Genomic DNA, 19,832 nt, shown 5'->3' on the forward strand with positions numbered 1-19,832 from the left:
CAAGTAAAATGTCAACGGAAGAATTAGTGAAGGAAGTTATGAACCAAAACCAAGTCAGCTACCAAGAAGCAATCTCAATTCTATTACAGTTGACGGAAAAATAGCGGCAAGGACTGGACGGATGACGGTCCTTTTTTTGTACCCTCAGCAATCAAAAAATACCGGACCATGATTTTGCACAATCCCGTGATTAGGTTATAATATGGAATTAGATTTACATACGGAGGGAACGCAATGAGATACTCTGGTGAAACCGTTGATGCAGCTTTAAGCAAAGGCTTAGCAGATTTAGAGGTTGGCCGTGATCAAGTTGAAGTGACTGTTATCAGCGAAGGACGCAAGGGCTTTTTAGGAATTGGAAGAAAGCCAGCGGAAGTTGAGATCACGGTTCTTGAATCCGATGATCAGATTGATGATCAATATTCAAATCAATTAGAAGATGAAATTACGGCGGAGATTCATGAAAGTGAAGATGAACCGGTAAAAGATTCACCTAAGGATGAAACTGCCACGGAAGACGAATCAGTTGACGATGCCGTTCAAGCCGTTGGTAATTACCTGGATGACATTATCAGTCAGTTAGGAATCGACACTGAGATCTCAGTGACAGTTGACCGGCGCAACGTGTACTTTGACTTTGATACCGATCAGCAAGGATTGCTGATCGGCAAGCATGGGCGGACATTGAATGCTTTGCAAATTTTGGCCCAAGCCTGTTTTGATAAGCAGGTCAAACGACGTTACCGGTTGATCCTTGATGTCGGTGATTACCGTGAGCGGCGGCGCGAAGAATTGCAACGGATCGCGGCCGATTTAGCAGAACGGGCAATCGTTGAACGGCGGGCGTTTAAGTTAGGCCCGATGCCGGCAATGGAACGCAAGATCGTGCACAAAACGCTTGCTTCAAATAAACATGTTAAGGCGAAATCGCATGGAAACGATCCATACCGTTACATTGTGATCGCACCCAAATTTAAATAGATGATTTATAGGGATTAATTCAAATATTGGAGGATAATTTGGAGGATTTATCATGTTAGACCATAAACCATATCACCTTGAAGATGAATTGTGTTTTGCAATTTATTCAGCTCAGAAAAGTTACAATAAGTTTTATAGCGAAGCGTTACGACAATTCGGTTTGACTTACCCGCAATACATTACGATGCTGGTTTTGTGGGAAGAACGGCGGCCGATGATGATCAAGGAGATCGGTAAACGATTAAATCTTGATACGGGGACGCTGACGCCCTTATTAAAACGGTTGGAACATAACGGGTGGATAACACGGACCCGGTCAGGGGTTGATGGCCGGCGGGTCTACTTGGAATTAACTCCAATGGCAAAGGAAAAGGAAAAAAGCGTCAAGGAAGCTGTTTCGTATTCATTCCGATTGATTGATATGGATTCGGATGAATATACGACCAGTGTGGGGCTTTTACACCGCATTGCGGCTAAACTTGATGATTTGAATAATACATTAGAAGACCATAAATAAAAGGCTAGGACGAGTTGTCCTAGCCTTTTATTTAGCTTAACCAGTCATACTGTAAAATTTGGTTTGTCCGCTGGTTGACCGGAATCCATAAGTGGTGATGCCAGATATCTTTTAAAATCTGGGTAAAAAGCTGTTTTGTTTGATGATTTTTACGTTGTTTCCGCGGATATTCAACAACGATCGTTTTTCCGTGTTCGGTCTTCAAAAAGATTCGTGATTTTAAGATTTTAGTGATTTGAGCTGATACGATGTCCTGGTTGTGTTCAATATTCATTTGATTGTCCATATTAACATCTCAATTCTATTTAATCCATGAGTAACTGGTCGCCTTTGCGACACTTTTATCGTATTCAAAAGATGTGAAGAACATATGCGTTATGTATTAAAAATTCTCCATTATTAGTTATGATTGTTTGAAAAATAAGAAGGACTAAAAAGATTTGAGTTTTAAATTTCAAAAATCATATAATGGAAGCAAGGAGGAGAGGTTATGCGAAAGAAACGGAAACGGCTAACAAAATCAAACGATAAGGTTTTTCTTGGAGTTTTTGGCGGAATTGCTGAATACTTCAACTGGGATAAGGCAATTACGCGGATCATCGGCGCATTCTTGATTATTTTTCCGGGAACGGTATTTGCAGGAACATTACTGTATTTAATTGCGGCGCTTGTAATGCCTAGTCCGAATGACCCGAATATTATCGAGGGCGAATTTCGTGAAAAAGATCGATAAATTTTAATTGGCAGGAATGCTATAATGAAAACGAATGGTTTGTGAAAGGAAGCTTGAGAAATGATGACACAAGAAATTAGTCTAACATTTGGACCATTGGAAGAATTAAAAAAGATCATCGCTGATCATCCGGACCGGCAGTTTAAATTGTTTTTAGAAACGGACAGTAATTCAGAATATATGTTGCTTGATTATTCTGGCAAGAAGACGATTTTCCATTCAGGATTAAACTATACGATCGAAGGGGTCGTTGGCGATCAAAATGAACCAAGCGGCTACATTGAATGCCGTTACGTGACCCTTAACGAAGATGAACAAAAGGTCTTCAAATCAATTTTCAAGTCATGGGTTTCAGAAGCTAAACGGCCAACCGGTTTGAATTCAAGTGTCATGGTTCATTCTGAAAAAGATAATTTCGAATTTTTATTGATCAATGCATGGGAAGATGAAAATACCTTTATGGTATGGAATAATGAACGTTCAAATCAAATGAATCAATTTGGCCATGATGGCAATGCCACGCCGGTCGTTAAGACATACCGGCCGATGTAAATATAACAAAAACGGCTGTGATGTGAGTCACAGCCGTTTTTTAAATCGCATTTTTATGTAAAGATAAACGATGGTTTAAATTTCGAAGCCACTTACTCTTTTTTACTAAATGATAATCGCCCTCAAATGAGTACCATGGGAAAAATTTCTTGATGCGCGCTTTCTTATTGCGGTATGAATTGATCGCATCAATTCGTTCAGGTGCGACGAAAAGTTGATGATGTTCTCCCGTTACATAATCAATTTCGTCAATGAGAACGTTTCTTTGATCATCAAGTAAAACGTACATTGTAAACTCCCTTTGACAGTAAGTATTTAAACAACTTTCCCATTGTACAAAAAAGATATAGATAAAACTATTTTAAACACCTTTAAAAGGACGATATTAAGAAAAATATTAATAACTTTAAACATTCGTAACGTTTCGAATTTGATTATTAAAATGATGTTAAATGAAAATGAGTAAACGAATATAAAATTAAAAGGAAACCGTGATCAATTCACGACTTCCTTTAATCTTATAATGATTCTTTTTCCAACTGCGGCATCAACTTGCCCATCATCTGCTGTTCAAGTTTAGCAACGAGTTGCTTTTCTTGTTGCGCAGTGACTTGTTTTTCCAATTGAGCTTTTTGTTGAGCGTTCATTGTTGGATTCTTTTGCAATTCCTGCATCATTTGGGCTTTAACCAGATTTGGTAATTGCGCCTTCACTTGATCTTTGATTTGGGCTTTTGCAGTGGTTTCCTGACTTTTCATTGCCTGCAATTGACTGGTGCTCAAAACAAGCCAATTTTGCGGAACCTTAAAGATGTAAGTGTAATGGTGGGTTTCCTTATTCAGGCCTAAGCCGGCAAACAGGGTCTTCCAAAAATCGTTCTTATATGTGTAACGACTCCGTTGGATGACGACTTGCGGGGTTTGAACATTGCTGTGTTCAACCTTAGTCGTAACATCGTAATCGATCTTGGTCTTTTGATTCTTATTTGGCTGATCAGCTGTCCGATAAACAAAGACCTTTTCTTTGCCATTTCCAAGAGCTTTATAAACGGTCAGTTTTAACGGACTGTTGTTACCCGTCGTTGAAACTAAAGTTTTTGTTTGCGTTTCAGTGATATTCTTCATTCCAAGGTGATGCGAATCATTCAACATCAATGAAACTGAACATGCACCTGCAAGGAGTAAGAAGAAAATCGAAATTGGATAACGAAGTTTTGGCTTTTTAACTAATCCGATAAAGGTTGCGGCAAAAAGCACCATACTGATAAGTAATATCCATAAAACCATTTTCTAAGCCTCCTTTGTTACTTTTTGATTAACGTCTTTTTTTACTAATCCGGCGTTCTTTTCAAGGCAGAATGCAAGGATTAATCCAATTAACCCAAAGACAACGGCGGTAAAGAATGCTCCGTGATATCCATTTAAAGCAGCGGTAATTGCTTGGTGCTTGTATTCAAGCGGTGCACTGTGAAGCAATGACTTGCCAGGCATTTGCGCACTTTGAATATTTGAGTAAACCGTTGTAAAGATCGCCGTTCCAATTGCCCCAAGAGTCTGCCGTAACGTGTTGTTGATGGCCGTTCCGTCATTCATCTTATTGAGTGGCAATGAGTTCAAACCAGCCGTTGTTGATGGCATTAACACTAAGGTAATTCCCATTACCCGAACGGCGTATAACACAACGATTTCAATAATTGGCGTTGAAGTTGTTAACGTGGTGAAATTGAATGTTCCCAATGTTAATAAGGTCAATCCGGTAATGGCTAATGTCCGGGCACCTAATTTATCGAATAAGATCCCTGAAATTGGGCTCATCAATCCCATTAACAAGGCCCCGGGAAGAAGCATTAATCCTGAATGGAATGCTGATTCGCCCCGGACGATTTGAATGTAAAGCGGAAGAACTAATTCAACCCCAACTAAGGCGATCCGGGCAATTGAACCTAATAATGAAGCCAATGAGAAGTGCCAGTTCTTCAATAAACGCAGATCCAAGAATGGCGTTTCGAGTTTAAATTGCCGCCAGCTGAATAATGCAATGAAGATTACACCAATGATGATCGAAACAATAACGACCATTGATCCCCAACCATCATTGCCGGCTTCAGATGTTCCGTAAAGCAATGAACCAAAGCCAATTACGGCCATAATTGCTGAAAGGACATCCAGTTTAAGTTTCTTGGTTGGCAAAACCTTCTTCATAAAGAAGAAACTTAATAACAAGTCTAATCCGATGAATGGAAGGGTAACCCCGAAAATCATCCGCCAGTTAGCGTTATCGATGATCCATCCTGAAAGGGTCGGCCCAATTGCAGGGGCAACCCCAATGGCGATTCCGACCATTCCCATGATGGTCCCCCGTTTTTCAGGTGGGAAAATTGACATCGCAATTGACTGTCCTAATGGAGTTAAAATTCCACCTCCAAGGGCTGAAACGATCCGGCCCGTTAAAAGCATGGCGAAGCTGTTTGCACAGAAGCAAATAATATTTCCGATAAAGAACAGTCCCATTCCAATAATGTAAAGTTTCTTTGAACTAAACCGGTTCATCATCCATGCAGTGATTGGAATCATAACTCCGGTAACCAGCATAAATCCGGTTGATAACCATTGAACGGTGCTGGCTTTAATGTTAAAGTCGTGCATTAAAGTTGGATATGCCGTCGCAAGCATTGTTCCGGCTAAGAATGTTCCGAATAGCCCGATGATGATTACCAACATGAGTAAACCACGGCTATAAGGTTTGCCATTTATATCCAAGGCACGCTTGTTTTTTGCGTTGCTCATAAAATGACCTCCTATATGATTAATATTTTTATTATCTATTAAATTAAAGAAGAATTTGTTAAAAAACGAAATTCTTTAAAATTAATTAACACATGTATATAATTACACTTGTGTTTCTTATTACACTTATATATAATAGAACATGAAAATTAGAATTGCAACATTTTTGAAAAGATATTATTAGGGTATGAAAATAATTGAAAAGGAGAAAAGGATAAGATGGATCGAAGGGTTGCACGCACAACTGGACGAATCAAAAAAGTATTTGGTGAATTGATTCAGGAAAAGGCGTTTGCTGACATTACGGTCAAGATGATCTGCGATGCAGCAGATGTTGAACGGAAGACATTTTACCTGCATTTCAAGGATAAGTATGACTTATTAGATGCAATTTTAAAGGAACATTTTGAGGCGTTTCGTGAAAATGTCCGTCAGATTCCAGACGCAAAACCGATTGACTTTTACCGGGAAGCGTTGGCAATGCTTGGGAGACATCGGAAATTTTTTAAACGCGTTTATAATGGTCAAGCCTCGGCATTAATTCGGAAGAGAATTCAATATTATGTTTTGCAACGATTGCAATTAGAGTATGGAACAGACGTTGACCCGGCAATTCAGCATTTTATTGCGGCCGGGATCGGAGGCGTTTTTGAATCATACATTAACGGTGAGATTGAGGGCAGCGATGAACAGATTGCCGCTGACATGGCATGGATGGTTGTTCAAGCCAAAAAGTATTTAAAGAAGAATTTAAACAAATAGTGGATGAGCAATACTCATCCACTATTTGTTTACACTCACTTTAATGATCGTAACTTGGTATGACGAAGCCGGAGCAACGACATCGACGGTCGTGCCGGCTTTTTGATGCATGATTGCGCGTCCAATCGGCGAATCGAATGAAATTTTTTGCTCGTCAACGTTGGCTTCCTGTTTACCGACAATATGATATGTTTCGGTCTCGTTGTCATCTTCAAAACGAAGTTCAACGTCAGTTCCAATGTCAACTTCACCGTTATCTTCGGGTTCAATTACTTGAGCGTATTGCAATTGCTTATTGAGATAACGCAACCGGCTTTCAAGGTGGCGTAAATCACGTTTAGCAGCACTGTACTCGGCGTTTTCAGATAGATCGCCAAGTGCCCGGGCTTCTTGTAATTGTTTGATTTTAGCCGGCCGGTCAGCTTTTAAGGTTTCAATTTCATCAACGATTTGCTGGTGGCCTTCCGGCGTCATTTTTTGAAAATATACGTCAGCCATAAACTTTAACCTTCACTTTCTTCAAGCATTTTACGCTTCAGCGGAATGTAATGGTGCTGTTTGATTTCGCGATCGACCTTGTGGATCTCCTTATCCGGCGTTTTCTGGGTCGTTTTCCGGAAAGCGTGCATGATAAAGTAATCCCCGTCTTGGGCAATGAACATCAACCGGTATTTGCCTAATCGAATTTTGTATAAATGCCGGTAAGGAAGCCGTAAAATCATCCGCTTAACCGTTGGCCGGGTAAGCGGCAAGGTTTGTTTGTTCATTTGAGTCAGCATGTCATTGACTTTGCGGTAAATACTTTGGTCCTTTTCGCGAATTTTGCGATACCAGTCTAAAAATAGGACTTTTCCGCGATTATCTTCATACAGGTAGATTGCCATTTCAAAGATCCTCTCTAAAATTGAAACTTGACATAGCATGATATATTTTAATTATATCATGGTCGTTGAAAAATAATGAAAACGACGCGGAAAGGGAAGAATATCGTGGAAGAACTATTTGAAAAAGCACCAATTAAACAGGTCTATTTCAAGATCTCGTTACCGGTCGTAATGGGGATGCTCGCCAGTATGGTATATAACTTGGCGGACACCTTTTTCGTTGCGCAAACGGGAAATACGGACCTAGTTGCGGGAATTACGGTTTGTACTCCGCTGTTCATGTTTATGTTAGCTTTAGGCGATATTTTTGGGATCGGCGGCAGTTCCGTGATTTCGCGGTTGTTTGGTCAAAAGGAGCATGATCGCAGTGCGCGGACCAGCAGTGCATGTTTCTACTATTCAATTGGCTTGGGAATTGTCGTAACGGTTTTATTGCTGATTTTTGAAAAACCGTTGTTACATATGTTAGGGGCAACGGCAGCAACGTATCAGTATGCGGCTGCCTTTTACCGGGTCTACGTTTTCGGTGCGCCAATTATCATCACCTCATTGACGCCAACGAACCTGATCCGGACAGAAGGATTAGCCAAGCAAAGTATGTTAGCAACGGTTTATGGCATCGTTGTTTCCCTGATCCTTGATCCGATTTTCATTTTCGGATTAAAGTGGGGCGCTGCCGGTGTTGCTTTATCAAATTTTCTTGGATACGCCCTTGAATTGGTGTTATTGATTTACTACACCGTTCGCGACTGCAAGTACATTAACGTTGACATTAAGCAGGCGCATATTAATTGGAAAGAATTTCGCGAAGTGTTAGCAATCGGAATTCCAGGCTCAATTACAAACCTTATGCAAAGTTTCGGAATTGCGTTATTAAACAACTTCCTGGCAGCTTACGGGGCAGATCAGGTGGCTGCAATGGGGATTACGCAAAAAATTGCATCGATCATTACCTTAGTAATGGTCGGCTTTGCCTTTGGAGCCCAACCGTTGATCGGATATAACTACGGGGCTAAGAATGTTAAACGGTTCAAGGAAGCTCTTGATTTTGATTTACTGATCGAAGTCGGTTACGCAATTATCTTCTCAATTATTTTGATGATCATTGCTCCATTTTTGATCAAGATTTTCATGAATAAGCCAATCATTGTCAGCCTTGGAGCTTACATGTTGCGGGCATGTTTGACAACCACGCCATTTATCGGCGCAATCTTAGTATTTACAACGGTTTTCCAATCAGCTGGAAAGGCTTGGAGTGCATTTACAATGTCGTTTGCGCGGCAAGGAGTTGTTTACCTGATCACGATGCTTGCATGTTCAGCATTCTTTGGCTTCCACGGGGTTGTTTGGGCGCAACCAGTTGCCGATGTCATTACGTTTGCAATCGGTTTGCTGCTATATCGTGGTGATTTTCATAAATGGATGCAACAAAATGAAAAATAAGTTCGAGAAACCGGCTAATTTATGTTAAGATATTGTTCGTGCGTAATAAAAAAGAATTAATGTTTGGAAAGGTGATATAGGTGAAACGGATCGAAGAATCTGGGGAAATTTCATTCAAGCAAGCTTTTGTTGATTTTTGGCGCGGACTTTTTAGTTTTGGCGGCCGGTCAACGCGGACGGGCTATTGGTATGGAGTTTTGATGATGCCATTAATGATCTTAATGGTTGTAACTGGCGGAATTGTAACGTTAAATATTATTTTAGCGATGACTTTAAATAAAGTAGTAGGATCGTTTTTAATTATTTCGTTGCTAATTGAAACAATTGTATATATTACAATATCGATTGGCAGTACTGCTTTATTCTTCCGGAGAATGCGGGATGTGGGCTTTAAAACCGCACCATTAGTAATTTGGATCGTTATTACAGTATTATTTTTGTGGGTTCCTTTTTTAGGATTTGTTATTCGGATAATTGATATATGGCTGCTTTACGCTTTATCCGTTCCAACAGGTCATTTCGTCAAAGGATATCAAAATGGTTTTATGAAATTCCTTTTTGAAAGTCCGGATACTTTTGAATTCCATGATGACCTTCAAGTTATTAAATTCGAACCTGACGGAACAGAAGAAACCGTTGTGAAGGGCCGAATTATGGAACGCGGAAAAGTTAGTTTTAAACAAGCAGTTCATGACTTTTTCCATGGAATGTTGAGTTTCGGCGGTCGTTCAACCCGAGCAGGATACTGGAAGTCTCAGATATTAATTATTCCAATTAATATTGTTGTAATGGGGATCGTCATCGCATTAACAGTTTTCACTTTTAATACGATTAGTCATGTACTAACGACAATGCCTGATCTATCTTTTGGTGACGGCTTAGGTGCCTTTTTGTATATCATGTTTATAGTGTTACTTGTGTTTTTAGGACCTGGACTTTTGATTGCTGGGTTAATGATTCCAATTGGAGTTGCTAACTGGTCAGTGATGGTTCGGCGGTTAAGGGATGTCGGTCTAAAATTGAAGACGATGTTTATTGGTTGGGGAATCATGGCTATCCTGGATAGTATCGTTTGGGGTATTTTTATGGTAGGTTACGGTTCCTCTCAAGGAATGTTATGGGCTTTACTTTGGGAATTTGGAATTGATTTAATTATTCAAATCGTTTTCCTATGCCTTCCAACCGGAGCGATGGCAACTCAAAAAGAAAGTTCAATATTCTTTGAAAACAAAACAACATTTTAAATGAGAAAGGGACTATAAATGAAAAAGATTGAAGAAAAAGGAAGAGTAATGTTTGAAGATGCCGTATCAGATTACTGGCATGGATTATTTAGTTTTGGTGGGCGGTCAACCCGTTCGGGATACTGGTGGTCAGTTTTTAATTACTTTGCGACAATTTATTTTCTTGCGTTAGCTGCGGTTTTATTAACCGGCCTTTCTTTTGGGGCAGCGTTGATGATTGTAGTACTCGGATTAACTGGATGTATGATTGCAATGCTAATTGGGAATTTGGCAGTTCTTTTTCGACGGTTACGTGATGTTGGATTAAAAACGGCACCAATTGTTATTTTAACCGTTCTTATTTACGCCTTACTTATAATTGGAGTAATCGAAATGCATGTTTCAGCACTTGCATTAGCTAATGTAAGTACTTTAACTGGGTTGGTACTAAGTATTATTGTTTTTATTTTCACCTTACTTCCAACTGACCAATTCGTTGCCGAAAAGGAAAACTGGTTAGTGCGGGGCAAAGATAGCGTTGATGAAACGCAACCAACAGCAGCTGCCCAACCGCAATTAGCAAAGGCGGCTCCAGCTGCAACCACGACAAGCACATCACTTCCAACCGTTGTCTTTTATCCAGACGGTCGGGAACAAGAAATTAAATAGTTAAAATGAAGATGAGAAGGCTGTGATTTACATCGCAACCTTCTTTTTTTGACCATTCCATTTTAAGTGGGGTATCATTAATAGATAAAGAGGATTGAACTGAAAGGAAAGAGAACATGAAGCTTAAACAAGTTAATGAAACTCAAGATGTCACGTTAAAAGACAGCTTATTAAACTTTTGGAAAGGATTTATCAGCTATAACGGCCGTTCGGTTCGAAAGTCATTTTGGATCGGCATCGTTGAATACTTGGCAATTATGATCGTGATCGATCAACTAGTCTTAGGATACTTTGCATCGGCCTATGCTGGCGGGACAAGCGGAATCGTCGTTTTGGTTGTCCGGGCAATTTTCTTGTTGGCAATGTTGATTCCATTGACGGCGCTTGCATTTCGCCGGTTACGTGATGCAGGGTTAAAAACGTTGCCGATTACGATTTTGGTAATTATTAACGCTGTTTTGGCGGTATTGAACGTTTTGTTTACTTCAACGATCGCCGTTGCAGCATTAGTGGTTTGTCAGGCATTCTTAATTTTATTATTCTGCATTCCAACGGATGCAATGGCAGTTGATAAGGAAACGAAAGTATTTCGTGAAAAATAAGGCTAAAGAAGGATTTTAAGATGCGGCGAATTAATGAAAAGGGAAAGGTTTCATTTGAAGAGGCTTTTCACGATTATTGCCGGGGAATCTTAAGTTACGGCGGCCGGTCGACCCGTGCAGGTTATTGGTGGGGACAGGTTGTGTGCCTGATTTTTGCCCTTGCCTTATATACCATTTTTTATGGGAGCCTTGAATCGTCAATGGCATCGGGCCATCAATCGATCATTGCGGTCGGCAGCCTGGTCGTTTCAGTTGGCGGCTTGATGCTATACATTGCTGAATACGCCATTTTGGCTCGGCGGCTGCGGGACATTGGTTTTCAAACTTTTCCCGTGGTAGTTTGGATCATTTTACGGTGGATGGCAGCCTTGATGGTTAAACTTTTTGGCATGCCATTTGGAATTATTTTACTGGCAGTGTTAGCAATTCAATTAATTTTGTGTTGCTTGCCGACGGATTATTTTGCTCGTCAAAAAGCTAATTGGATTACCCGTGCAAAGGAAAACGAAGATTTACAAGGAAGCGATAAAATGACAAAAACAGCAGCAGTAATGATTGCTCCGGGGTGTGAAGAAATCGAAGCGTTAACGCCAGTCGATGCTTTGCGCCGGTTAGGAGTTGAAGTTGACATGGTTGGTTTGGAAAGCACCGATGTAATGGGAGCACATGGCATCAAACTGACCTGTGATAAGGTAATGGACGAAAGCTTATTGGACTATGACATCGTTATTTTCCCAGGCGGTTCAAAGGGTGCTGATAACTTACGGGACAGTGACCAATTAATGGACTTGATCCAACAACGCCACGCCGCTGGGAAATGGAACGCTGCGATGTGTTCAGGTCCGGTTGCGTTTGCCCGTTACGGCTTGCTGGATAACTGCACGTATACGTGTTTTCCAGGAGTTGAAAAGCAATTTGAAAATGACATTAAGAATGCCACGCATTCAGATGAAATCGTTGTTGTTGACGAAGCGGGAAAAATTATTACCAGCCGCGGCCCGGCAACCGCAATGGCTTACGCATTTAAGATTGCTGAAATCTTAGGCGTTGATCCGGCTCCGCAAGAAGAAGCAATGCTTTACAACTACTTACGCGATGAAATGCGGAAATAAAAATTAAATTTTGATAATTACGAGGTTATGCAAGGGTCATAACCTCGTTTTTGGATTATAATGGAAAGTATCATTTTTTAAGAAAGGAAGAGGATTTTGCGCGCATATCGCGAAAAGATCAAGCGGCCGCACCTTTATCAATTACGAGAATTGGCATTAGCATTTACCTTTTGTGGCGGTTTTATCGATGCATATACTTTTACGGAGCGCGGCGGCACGTTGGCTGCCGGGCAAACCGGAAACATTATCTTTTTTGGAACGGATATTGCCAAGCACAATCTCCCGGGATTAACGACCAAAGTTGCAACGTTTTTGGCGTATATTCTGGGACTGATCGTGGTAACGACGATTGCGTTGAAGGTAAAGTCGAAGTATAAACGGATTTTTTGCATTTTACCGATCATGTTTATTTCATTGGTCGTTGGCTTTGTTCCAACGAGTGTTCCAAACGTTTTTGTTGTTCCGTTTCTGGCGTTTGGTATCGCAATGCAGACGATCGCATTTAATAAGATCGAAGGCCTCGGTTACCGGAACACGGTTTCAACGGGAAACTTACAAAAAGCGGTAATTGCCTGGACGAAGTATTTTGTTAATCATGACAGCAGTCAAACGCGAGCGGCTTCGAATTACCTGTTACTGGTAATTAGTTTTATTTGCGGGGCAATCGTTTCGGCGTTGCTTGATAATTACTTTGGAATTCACACGATTTGGATCGCGGCTTCATTGTTAGTAATCATTAATTTCTGCTATGGATTAATGGTTTATCACCGGGATAATTTTTATCCGGGAGAGAAACTCTAACCCGGAAAATGGTATAATAAAGGTGTAATCAAAGGCCGTGAGGTGATAATGATGAAAATTAAGAAATCAAGTTTATTAGTCGTTGTTGGAATGGCGGTTTTGCTTGCAGGATGCAGCAATCAAGCAACTTCAACGAATAGCAAGAAAACGGACAACACACCGAAAACGGAGGCAGTTAAACGCAGTCAGAATGATCAAACGCAAACTGCTGATGATCAATCAACGACGAATGCCAACACGCCGGCAACCGATAATAATTCGCAGTCAAATCAACAGGCAGCAGCGCAAAATAATCAGAATGCCAATAACGCCCAAACAAAAGAATTTAATAACCAAGCCCAGGCAGCAAGCTATGTTACCAATCAACCGGGTTATACGACTGGCAATCAACAAGGGTTGCCAACCGTTAACCTTGGGGACGGCATTACGGGAACGTTGAATTCTGGTGCCGGGCAACAGATGCTTCAATGGAATGAAGGTAACTGGTCATTTACGGTACGGGCTTCGGCTGTTCAAGGGCAAGATCCGACACCAACGGCTAAACAGATCGTGAATGAATTACAAACCGTTTACCTTCCAGCACCGCAAAATCACGGGGTTGGAACGTTCGATATTGCAACGAACACGTACACGTTAACATGGCAAAAGAATAATAAGGTTTACAGTGTCAGCGGCAGCAGCCCAAGTGATGTAATCGCAAAGGCGGTTAATGCTGGTAAGAATGAATAATTTAGGGTAGAGGTTGTGACCAAGGTCACAACCTTTTTTTCGTTCTATATGAAACATTTTCTGAAAAGATGTACAATGGTCAAATAGTCTATTTTAATGAAGGAGGAATGAATGTGGACAACGCAAACGATATTGCCCATACGATTGATCCCCGAAAACGGATTGTAATTTCAGCAATTTTACTAATTTCAGATTTTATTTGCTTGATGAGTCAAACGATGATGGTGACTGCATTACCGGTAATTCAATCAGACATGCATCAAGCGATGACGACGGTTCAGTGGTTAACGACCGGATACACTCTTTTGATCGGAATCGTAACCCCGTTAGCAGCTAACTTATACGAAAAATTTACTAACCGGCAAGTATTTTTAGGGACGATTGGAATTTTTACGGTCGGAACGCTTTTAGGCTGTGTGGCGCAGAACTTCTGGATGCTTTTATTAGCCCGACTGATCAAGCTGCTGCCGGTGGAATTTTAATGTCGTTTCAAATGACAACGATGGTGACGATTTTCCCGCCTGAAAAACGGGGAACGATTATGGGAATTTCAAGCTTAGTCGTTGCTTTTGGCCCGGCAATTGGTCCTACGTTAGCTGGGTTCATTCTTAGCGGGCTTGGCTGGCGTTACTTATTTATCTTAATTCTTCCGGTAATGGTAATTATCCTTGGAATTGGCGCATTTGTCTTTCCAAATTATTCACAGCCGCGGGAAATTAAGATCGACATGTTATCAGTTACCATGTCGTTATTAGGTTCGGGATTGGCCCTTGCAAGTTTGATGGTCATGCAGACCCAATTCGCAATGGGAATCGGAATGCTCGTTGTGGGTGGCATCTTAGTCGCATTATTTGTCCGGCGGCAACTGCACTTGGCTGATTCGATGCTGAAAGTTTCGATTTTTAAAGTTCAGTCATTTCGGTTAATGACGTTGATCGGAATTGCAGCCTTTATGGTTCTGTTAGGAACGGAGCAAATGGTTTCAATTTTTGTCCAGGAGTTACGCATTTGACAAGTATGCAAGCCGGAATGGTATTTCTTCCTGGTGCCGCGTTAAATGCAATCACGGCGGCAATTGTTGGTCGTTTATATGATGAATTTGGCCCGAAGCAGTTAGTCCTTGGCGGAACGATTTTAATGCTTTTCGGAACCTTTCCGTTTGTAATGATCAAGGCAACGATGCCGGTTTGGCTGATAACGACCGCGTATGCCGTTCGAATGATTGGGAACACCGGTCATGTCAGAAGCGTTCAAGGATCTGGCATCGTTAGAAGTTAGCCATGCAACGGCCTTGAATAATGCTCTTCGGCAAGTATTTGGCTCGGTTTCAGTTACATTATTGATTGTAATCAGTGAAATTCCGCATTCATTTGTGATTGGAATGCGGTGTTCAATGTGGGTTACATTGATTTTAACGGTGCTCGTTTTAATTTTATTTGTCCGCTACTTAAATGTGAAGAAACGGGCATAGTCAAAAATCTTCTCACTTACTAAAAGATAGGATAAAATAGAGGTGGTGAGGAGGAAGAATAATGGAATTAAAAATTACAGATGAAGCTCAAGCAAAGTTAAAACCATATTTTGAAGATTCAAACGCGGTCGTCTTATTAGACTTTGATGACGGCGTTGGCTACCGGCCAGAAGAAGCAATTTCATGCACGTTAAACCAAGAATTTCGGTTGTTGGTCGTGCGCAAAGACAGTGATTATCATGAATATAATGCCAAATTGTCAACGGTCTTAGGCGATTTTTACTACAAGGATTACTCAAAATCGTTTATGGATGAGGAAATGACAATTGCGGTTAACTCATATCAGCAATTAACGTTAAAGGGCAAATACCGGGGACAATTGACACCGGCATTGAATGTTCTTGATTTGAGAAATGAGTAGATTAAAAAGAGATTGTGACGGAGAATCGCAATCTCTTTTTAGTTTTTTCCATTTTTCATTAAGAATCGAGATCTCCAAAATAGCAATTGGGTTATAAATCGCGCCGCTCAGGTTGATGCTGGATTAATTCGCGCTTGAGCACCATTGAAAAGCTTAATTACTAAATACTATTCTAATCGTATGGTAGTTTCAATTTTTTAAATGTTCAACGGTGGGATGAAAGCCGGTAATCATGTAATTTTAGTAATTGAAATTGCAAAAATGGAAGTCAGCCCAATCGTTGCGCTGATTGTTACCCGAAAATGACTAAAGGTTAATTTCACAGTTAATGCTCCATAAAAAATGAGGTTGAACTTTGCAACCTCATTTTTGTTATTCAGCAATTTGTTGTTGGATCTGTTGCTGCCAATCATGCTGTTTTTGTTGTTCGAAACTCCTTGAAGATGATGAACTATCGTTGGAACTTGATGAATGCCGACTGCGATCATTGGTTGCCGGAGCATGGTCATCGTTGATCAACTTATCTAAGATCACGCATGGCAATCCGTGATTGTTGGTTTCTAATGATTGGCGTAACTTAGCGATCACTGCGTCTGATTGACCATATAAATTATTCTTTGAAATTTCATGGGCAATCATTCCGGTTACTTCAGGAGCCGCGAAAGAAGTTCCGATTCCAAAGTTATATTGGGTTCCATGACCGCCATATGTTAATAACCAATCTGTTGGAATAAAGGCTTGATTTGGATTATGGATTCCTGTTCGGTTGGAATCGCCGCCGGGTGCATATACCGAATCTTTTGAGTAGCATGAATATTCAGCCCGTTCACCTTGATTACCAGTGGCAGCTACTTGGATAATTCCCGGAACGCTTGCTGGTAAACTGACTCCTTGGCCGACGGCATGTAATTTTGAATTATTTTTATTAATGTAATCCGTCATTGCTTGCGGATTGTTTAAATTAATACTTTCATTTCCCGCAGCGACTACGACGGTACTCCCATGTTGCTTAGCATATTGAACGGCCCGGGTCCATGCTTGGTATTCAGGCATATCGTTATTGGCCCGGCCATTCATGTAACCGCCTGTTAAAAGACCGTAGCGTCCTAAACTTAAATTGATTACATCGTCACCATTATTAACAGCTTTGATTAGTGCTTTTAAGACCCATGAGGAGCTGCAGCCTTTCTGGGAGAAGACCCGGTATTCGTCAATTGTTGCATTGGAGTTCACGCCGACCATCTTATCGGTCCCGGCGATCAAACTGGTAACAGATGTTCCATGACCGATTCGATCATTGGTATCACTCGGATTACCGGATTCATCATAATCCTGATAATTGAATCCGCCGCGCGGAACGAAATTTTCGGCATATCTGATTCGGGAACCTAACTGATGACGGTATTCATCAGTAATGCCACTGTCAATGATTCCAATTTTGACATGGGATTGAGTATCATTGACATAATTATCAGGATTTTTGGTCATCATGTGCATGTTCCATTGCCGGTTCCAGAAATACTTATTTACTGGACTGTTAAAGGTTGATCGCGATGGAATGGCCGTCGGGGTATACGAGTTGTTTGCTTGATTATCAGGCGTTTGCACATCAGCATGGGTATCTTTTTTAATTTTCTTTTCTTGATGTTGATTTGTCCGATCAGTTTCGATCCAGCCGATTTCAGGAACCACGGATTTGACCTTGATTCCTTGGTTTTCAATGTATTTCACCGTGTCATCGACCGTTTGTTTTTGATTATTTTTCGTCAAAACAAAACTGGTCGTTGTATTCGGGATTACCGATTCTTTCTTTTCAATTGGCATTTGCGAATTTGGTGAAAGGTGACCACGGTGAGCTTCGGCTGCTGAAACTGGCGCCGTCATCAAGAGTGATGAACAAACAAGTGATGTTGATAATAAGTTAAACAGTTTGATTTTTTTCATATGACCCTCTCTTTGAAATTATTAGTTGATTAAAGGAAGAAAAGTAAAAATAACATCCAAAATCACTTCCTTTTTATGGATTTCTCCCTTAACCTTAATTTAAGGGTTGAGGGTTAGCGAAAGGAAAAATTCACACAAAAAAGTGAATTTTGACACTTTTGTGTGCATAGGGAGGATGCTTTTTGGAAGAAAATTATGGCAAAATTGTTTCAAATATTCGGACTGCGAAGGGCGTGCCGATCGGTAAACTGATCTCTGGCGTTTGCAGTCGAACAGCTTACCGGAATTTTGTGATGAACCAGACGGGAACGTCGGTCGATAATTTTATGCGGCTTCTTGCTAAGCTGCATGTAAGTTACACGGAGTTCAAATACATTGCGAATGGGTTTGAAACGGATTATGAACAGCGGTTTGTAATTGATTTGCAAAAGGCGATCGCTCAGGGAAATCTTAAACGGTTGGATGCTCTTTTACAGCGAACGCTTAATTACTGTGCGATTTATAAAAATGATGAGAAGTACCGTCATTTAGCATGCATAACCCAGTTAACGATCGATAAGATGAAGGGCAATCAGCTTGATGAAAATGCGCGCCAAGTGGTTACCAACTATTTGATCAGATGCGAAACTTGGACTCATTATGAGCTGATGATGTTTAACAATGCAATGTTTGCTTTTTCGCTTGATCAGATTCGCATGTTTCGGGAAAAGGTGATCCATAACCTTGAAAAATACCAGAATTTGAGAGTTTATGGCAGTGAAAGTTTTCGGGTACTGATCAATATGTTGATGGTTTTTATTGAAAGTCGAAGCCATCGGGATATTCGTATTATGATGGGGTTGATCAACAATTATCAGCTAAACGAAGATATGTTGTTTGAAGAAACACTGCGTCTTTACTTTACCGGAATTTTGGATTTGATCAATCAAAGGATTTCGATTGGAATGACTAAGGTTAGGCAAGCGCTCGAAGTATTATCGATTCTGAATGCGAAAGACTATCATCAAAATTTAAAACAGTATTTAGATCAGATCATTTTAAAATATGACCTGGATGTAAAAGGATAATTAAAAAGGCTGCGATTTTAAAACCGCAGCCTTTTGAGTATCAAATTTATAATTTAACTGGTGTATTTGGTTCTTTGCCTTGAATCATCAACAAGTTGTTGTCAAATGCTTGCATCACCATTTCACGAACAGCGTGGGTTGTATAGAAGGCAGTGTGTGGGGTTACCAAAACATTGTCCCGGTGAATCAAATCATCTAAGCGAGCATCCGGAACACCTTTCCGATCCCAGTTAGCGTTGAAAATTCCAACTTCATCTTCGTAAGTATCAAGAACAGCCCCAAAGACCTTGCCGCTGTCTAATCCACGAAGAAGAGCGTCGGTATCGATCAAATCGCCCCGTGAAACGTTCATGATCACAACGTCGTCTTTCATTTTAGCGATTGATTCGTCGTTGATCATGTGAATGTTTTCTGGAAGAGATGGAACATGCAATGAGATGACATCTGCTTGTGCATATAATTCATCTAATGAGTCAACGTAGTAACCCTTCTTTTCAACTTCATCGTTGTGGAACTTGTCGTAAGCAACGATCTTTGCTCCGAAGGCTTCAACTAAGTTCATGAACACGCGGCCGATGTGGCCTGTTCCGATGATTCCGAATGTTTGGTCACGGACTTCACGGCCGATGGTTGGAGCCCACCGCATATCGCCCCGGGCCATCTTGTCATCCATCCGCTTGTCTTGCCGCAAGATCCGTGCAGCTTGAACGATTGCGTGTTCAGCAATTGCGTTTGGTGAATATACCGGAACGTTTGTTAATGTAAATCCTAATTCTTTTGCTTTCTTTAAATCAATGTTATCAATTCCGATGTTCCGGAGTGACCATTTGCTGATGCCGGCTTCATGCAAAGCTTCAATGGTGTCAGCCTTGTATGGTAATTGTTGGTAAGTAACGACTCCATCAGCTCCCTTTGCAAGGTTAGCATTTTCGGGAGTTAATAAGGCATCAGTGTATTCAACTTCAACATCGGGATGAGCTTTTTTCCATTCTTCAACGTAAGGAGCTTCATCTTTCCGAATACTATATGCAAAAATTTTTGCCATAAGTAAATCCTCCAAAATAGTTATGATTCATGGATTTCCATGTAGCTTAATTATACACTTTTTGGAAAATGGAAATTAGTAAAATGAAGA

General features: G+C 40.7%; 22 protein-coding genes and 2 pseudogenes. 16 read left to right on the forward strand and 8 right to left on the reverse strand.

The window, feature by feature from the left end; genetic code table 11:
• The first annotated feature begins 234 nt into the window (after window positions 1-234).
• Both jag and Q3C15_RS05155 read left to right on the forward strand, forming a co-directional pair.
• A complete protein-coding gene (gene jag / locus Q3C15_RS05150; protein WP_278852370.1) occupies window positions 235-981 on the forward strand; it encodes an RNA-binding cell elongation regulator Jag/EloR in 747 nt (248 codons plus the stop codon).
• Between the two features lie 52 nt (window positions 982-1,033).
• A complete protein-coding gene (locus tag Q3C15_RS05155; protein ID WP_057827581.1) occupies window positions 1,034-1,498 on the forward strand; it encodes a MarR family winged helix-turn-helix transcriptional regulator in 465 nt (154 codons plus the stop codon).
• Between the two features lie 31 nt (window positions 1,499-1,529).
• Here the strand turns inward: Q3C15_RS05155 and Q3C15_RS05160 are convergent, their stop codons facing one another.
• A complete protein-coding gene (locus tag Q3C15_RS05160; protein ID WP_057827580.1) occupies window positions 1,530-1,784 on the reverse strand; it encodes a hypothetical protein in 255 nt (84 codons plus the stop codon).
• A 204-nt stretch (window positions 1,785-1,988) separates the two neighbouring features.
• On the opposite strand from Q3C15_RS05160, the gene Q3C15_RS05165 reads away from it, so the two are divergent.
• Together Q3C15_RS05165 and Q3C15_RS05170 are read left to right on the forward strand one after the other, a co-directional pair.
• Window positions 1,989-2,231 carry a PspC domain-containing protein gene (locus Q3C15_RS05165; RefSeq protein ID WP_057827579.1) on the forward strand — a complete coding sequence of 81 codons (243 nt, stop codon included), beginning with the start codon at window positions 1,989-1,991 and terminating at the stop codon, window positions 2,229-2,231.
• A gap of 60 nt (window positions 2,232-2,291) precedes the next feature.
• The gene (locus tag Q3C15_RS05170; protein ID WP_057827578.1) at window positions 2,292-2,783 is read left to right on the forward strand and encodes a hypothetical protein; all 492 of its coding nucleotides are present in this window, start codon (window positions 2,292-2,294) and stop codon (window positions 2,781-2,783) included.
• Window positions 2,784-2,823: 40 nt separating this feature from the next.
• On the opposite strand, the gene Q3C15_RS05175 is transcribed toward Q3C15_RS05170, so the two are convergent.
• The 3 genes from Q3C15_RS05175 to Q3C15_RS05185 form a co-directional block, all read right to left on the reverse strand.
• Window positions 2,824-3,072 carry a hypothetical protein gene (locus Q3C15_RS05175; protein WP_204779186.1) on the reverse strand — a complete coding sequence of 83 codons (249 nt, stop codon included), beginning with the start codon at window positions 3,070-3,072 and terminating at the stop codon, window positions 2,824-2,826.
• 229 nt (window positions 3,073-3,301) lie between these two features.
• Entirely contained in the window at window positions 3,302-4,069 is a 768-nt protein-coding gene (locus tag Q3C15_RS05180; protein ID WP_057827576.1) for a DUF4811 domain-containing protein, read from the reverse strand.
• Between the two features lie 3 nt (window positions 4,070-4,072).
• Window positions 4,073-5,569, reverse strand: coding sequence for an MDR family MFS transporter (locus tag Q3C15_RS05185; protein WP_057827575.1), 1,497 nt, complete (start codon window positions 5,567-5,569; stop codon window positions 4,073-4,075).
• A gap of 219 nt (window positions 5,570-5,788) precedes the next feature.
• Between Q3C15_RS05185 and Q3C15_RS05190 the strand changes: the two genes are divergently transcribed.
• A complete protein-coding gene (locus Q3C15_RS05190) occupies window positions 5,789-6,331 on the forward strand; it encodes a TetR/AcrR family transcriptional regulator (protein WP_064208438.1) in 543 nt (180 codons plus the stop codon).
• A 21-nt stretch (window positions 6,332-6,352) separates the two neighbouring features.
• Here the strand turns inward: Q3C15_RS05190 and greA are convergent, their stop codons facing one another.
• Both greA and Q3C15_RS05200 read right to left on the reverse strand, forming a co-directional pair.
• On the reverse strand, window positions 6,353-6,829 hold the full coding sequence (greA, locus tag Q3C15_RS05195; RefSeq protein ID WP_302704557.1) for a transcription elongation factor GreA: 477 nt from the start codon (window positions 6,827-6,829) through the stop codon (window positions 6,353-6,355).
• A gap of 5 nt (window positions 6,830-6,834) precedes the next feature.
• Window positions 6,835-7,215, reverse strand: coding sequence for a type II toxin-antitoxin system RelE/ParE family toxin (locus Q3C15_RS05200; protein WP_283602319.1), 381 nt, complete (start codon window positions 7,213-7,215; stop codon window positions 6,835-6,837).
• Between the two features lie 105 nt (window positions 7,216-7,320).
• On the opposite strand from Q3C15_RS05200, the gene Q3C15_RS05205 reads away from it, so the two are divergent.
• The 10 genes and pseudogenes from Q3C15_RS05205 (at window position 7,321) to Q3C15_RS05250 (ending at window position 15,686) form a co-directional block, all read left to right on the forward strand.
• Entirely contained in the window at window positions 7,321-8,658 is a 1,338-nt protein-coding gene (locus Q3C15_RS05205) for an MATE family efflux transporter (protein ID WP_302704563.1), read from the forward strand.
• Window positions 8,659-8,738: 80 nt separating this feature from the next.
• On the forward strand, window positions 8,739-9,902 hold the full coding sequence (locus Q3C15_RS05210; protein ID WP_302704564.1) for a DUF805 domain-containing protein: 1,164 nt from the start codon (window positions 8,739-8,741) through the stop codon (window positions 9,900-9,902).
• Window positions 9,903-9,920: 18 nt separating this feature from the next.
• Complete coding sequence (locus Q3C15_RS05215; RefSeq protein ID WP_302704565.1) at window positions 9,921-10,550, forward strand: DUF805 domain-containing protein; 630 nt, start codon at window positions 9,921-9,923, stop codon at window positions 10,548-10,550.
• Window positions 10,551-10,666: 116 nt separating this feature from the next.
• Window positions 10,667-11,152, forward strand: a complete 486-nt coding sequence (locus Q3C15_RS05220) for a DUF805 domain-containing protein (RefSeq protein ID WP_302704566.1) — start codon at window positions 10,667-10,669, stop codon at window positions 11,150-11,152.
• 20 nt (window positions 11,153-11,172) lie between these two features.
• Window positions 11,173-11,565 (forward strand): annotated as a pseudogene (locus Q3C15_RS05225) (DUF805 domain-containing protein); the annotation flags it as partial.
• A 117-nt stretch (window positions 11,566-11,682) separates the two neighbouring features.
• Window positions 11,683-12,264, forward strand: coding sequence for a DJ-1 family glyoxalase III (locus Q3C15_RS05230; RefSeq protein WP_282458960.1), 582 nt, complete (start codon window positions 11,683-11,685; stop codon window positions 12,262-12,264).
• Window positions 12,265-12,360: 96 nt separating this feature from the next.
• Window positions 12,361-13,065 carry a YoaK family protein gene (locus Q3C15_RS05235; protein WP_282458933.1) on the forward strand — a complete coding sequence of 235 codons (705 nt, stop codon included), beginning with the start codon at window positions 12,361-12,363 and terminating at the stop codon, window positions 13,063-13,065.
• Window positions 13,066-13,113: 48 nt separating this feature from the next.
• A complete protein-coding gene (locus Q3C15_RS05240; RefSeq protein WP_302704567.1) occupies window positions 13,114-13,794 on the forward strand; it encodes a hypothetical protein in 681 nt (226 codons plus the stop codon).
• A 107-nt stretch (window positions 13,795-13,901) separates the two neighbouring features.
• A pseudogene (locus tag Q3C15_RS05245) lies at window positions 13,902-15,265 on the forward strand (MFS transporter).
• A 61-nt stretch (window positions 15,266-15,326) separates the two neighbouring features.
• Window positions 15,327-15,686 (forward strand): iron-sulfur cluster biosynthesis family protein, encoded by a 360-nt coding sequence (locus Q3C15_RS05250; protein WP_302704568.1) that lies wholly within the window; start codon window positions 15,327-15,329, stop codon window positions 15,684-15,686.
• 372 nt (window positions 15,687-16,058) lie between these two features.
• Here the strand turns inward: Q3C15_RS05250 and Q3C15_RS05255 are convergent, their stop codons facing one another.
• Entirely contained in the window at window positions 16,059-17,630 is a 1,572-nt protein-coding gene (locus Q3C15_RS05255) for a S8 family serine peptidase (RefSeq protein WP_302704569.1), read from the reverse strand.
• A gap of 182 nt (window positions 17,631-17,812) precedes the next feature.
• Here Q3C15_RS05255 and Q3C15_RS05260 point away from each other — a divergent pair, with 182 nt between their 5' ends.
• Window positions 17,813-18,697, forward strand: a complete 885-nt coding sequence (locus Q3C15_RS05260) for a hypothetical protein (RefSeq protein WP_302704570.1) — start codon at window positions 17,813-17,815, stop codon at window positions 18,695-18,697.
• Between the two features lie 46 nt (window positions 18,698-18,743).
• On the opposite strand, the gene Q3C15_RS05265 is transcribed toward Q3C15_RS05260, so the two are convergent.
• A complete protein-coding gene (locus Q3C15_RS05265) occupies window positions 18,744-19,742 on the reverse strand; it encodes a D-2-hydroxyacid dehydrogenase (RefSeq protein WP_283577471.1) in 999 nt (332 codons plus the stop codon).
• Window positions 19,743-19,832 lie beyond the last annotated feature (90 nt).

The sequence above is a fragment of the Ligilactobacillus sp. 110_WCHN genome (assembly GCF_030518115.1).
GTDB classification, from domain to species: domain Bacteria; phylum Bacillota; class Bacilli; order Lactobacillales; family Lactobacillaceae; genus Ligilactobacillus; species Ligilactobacillus aviarius_C.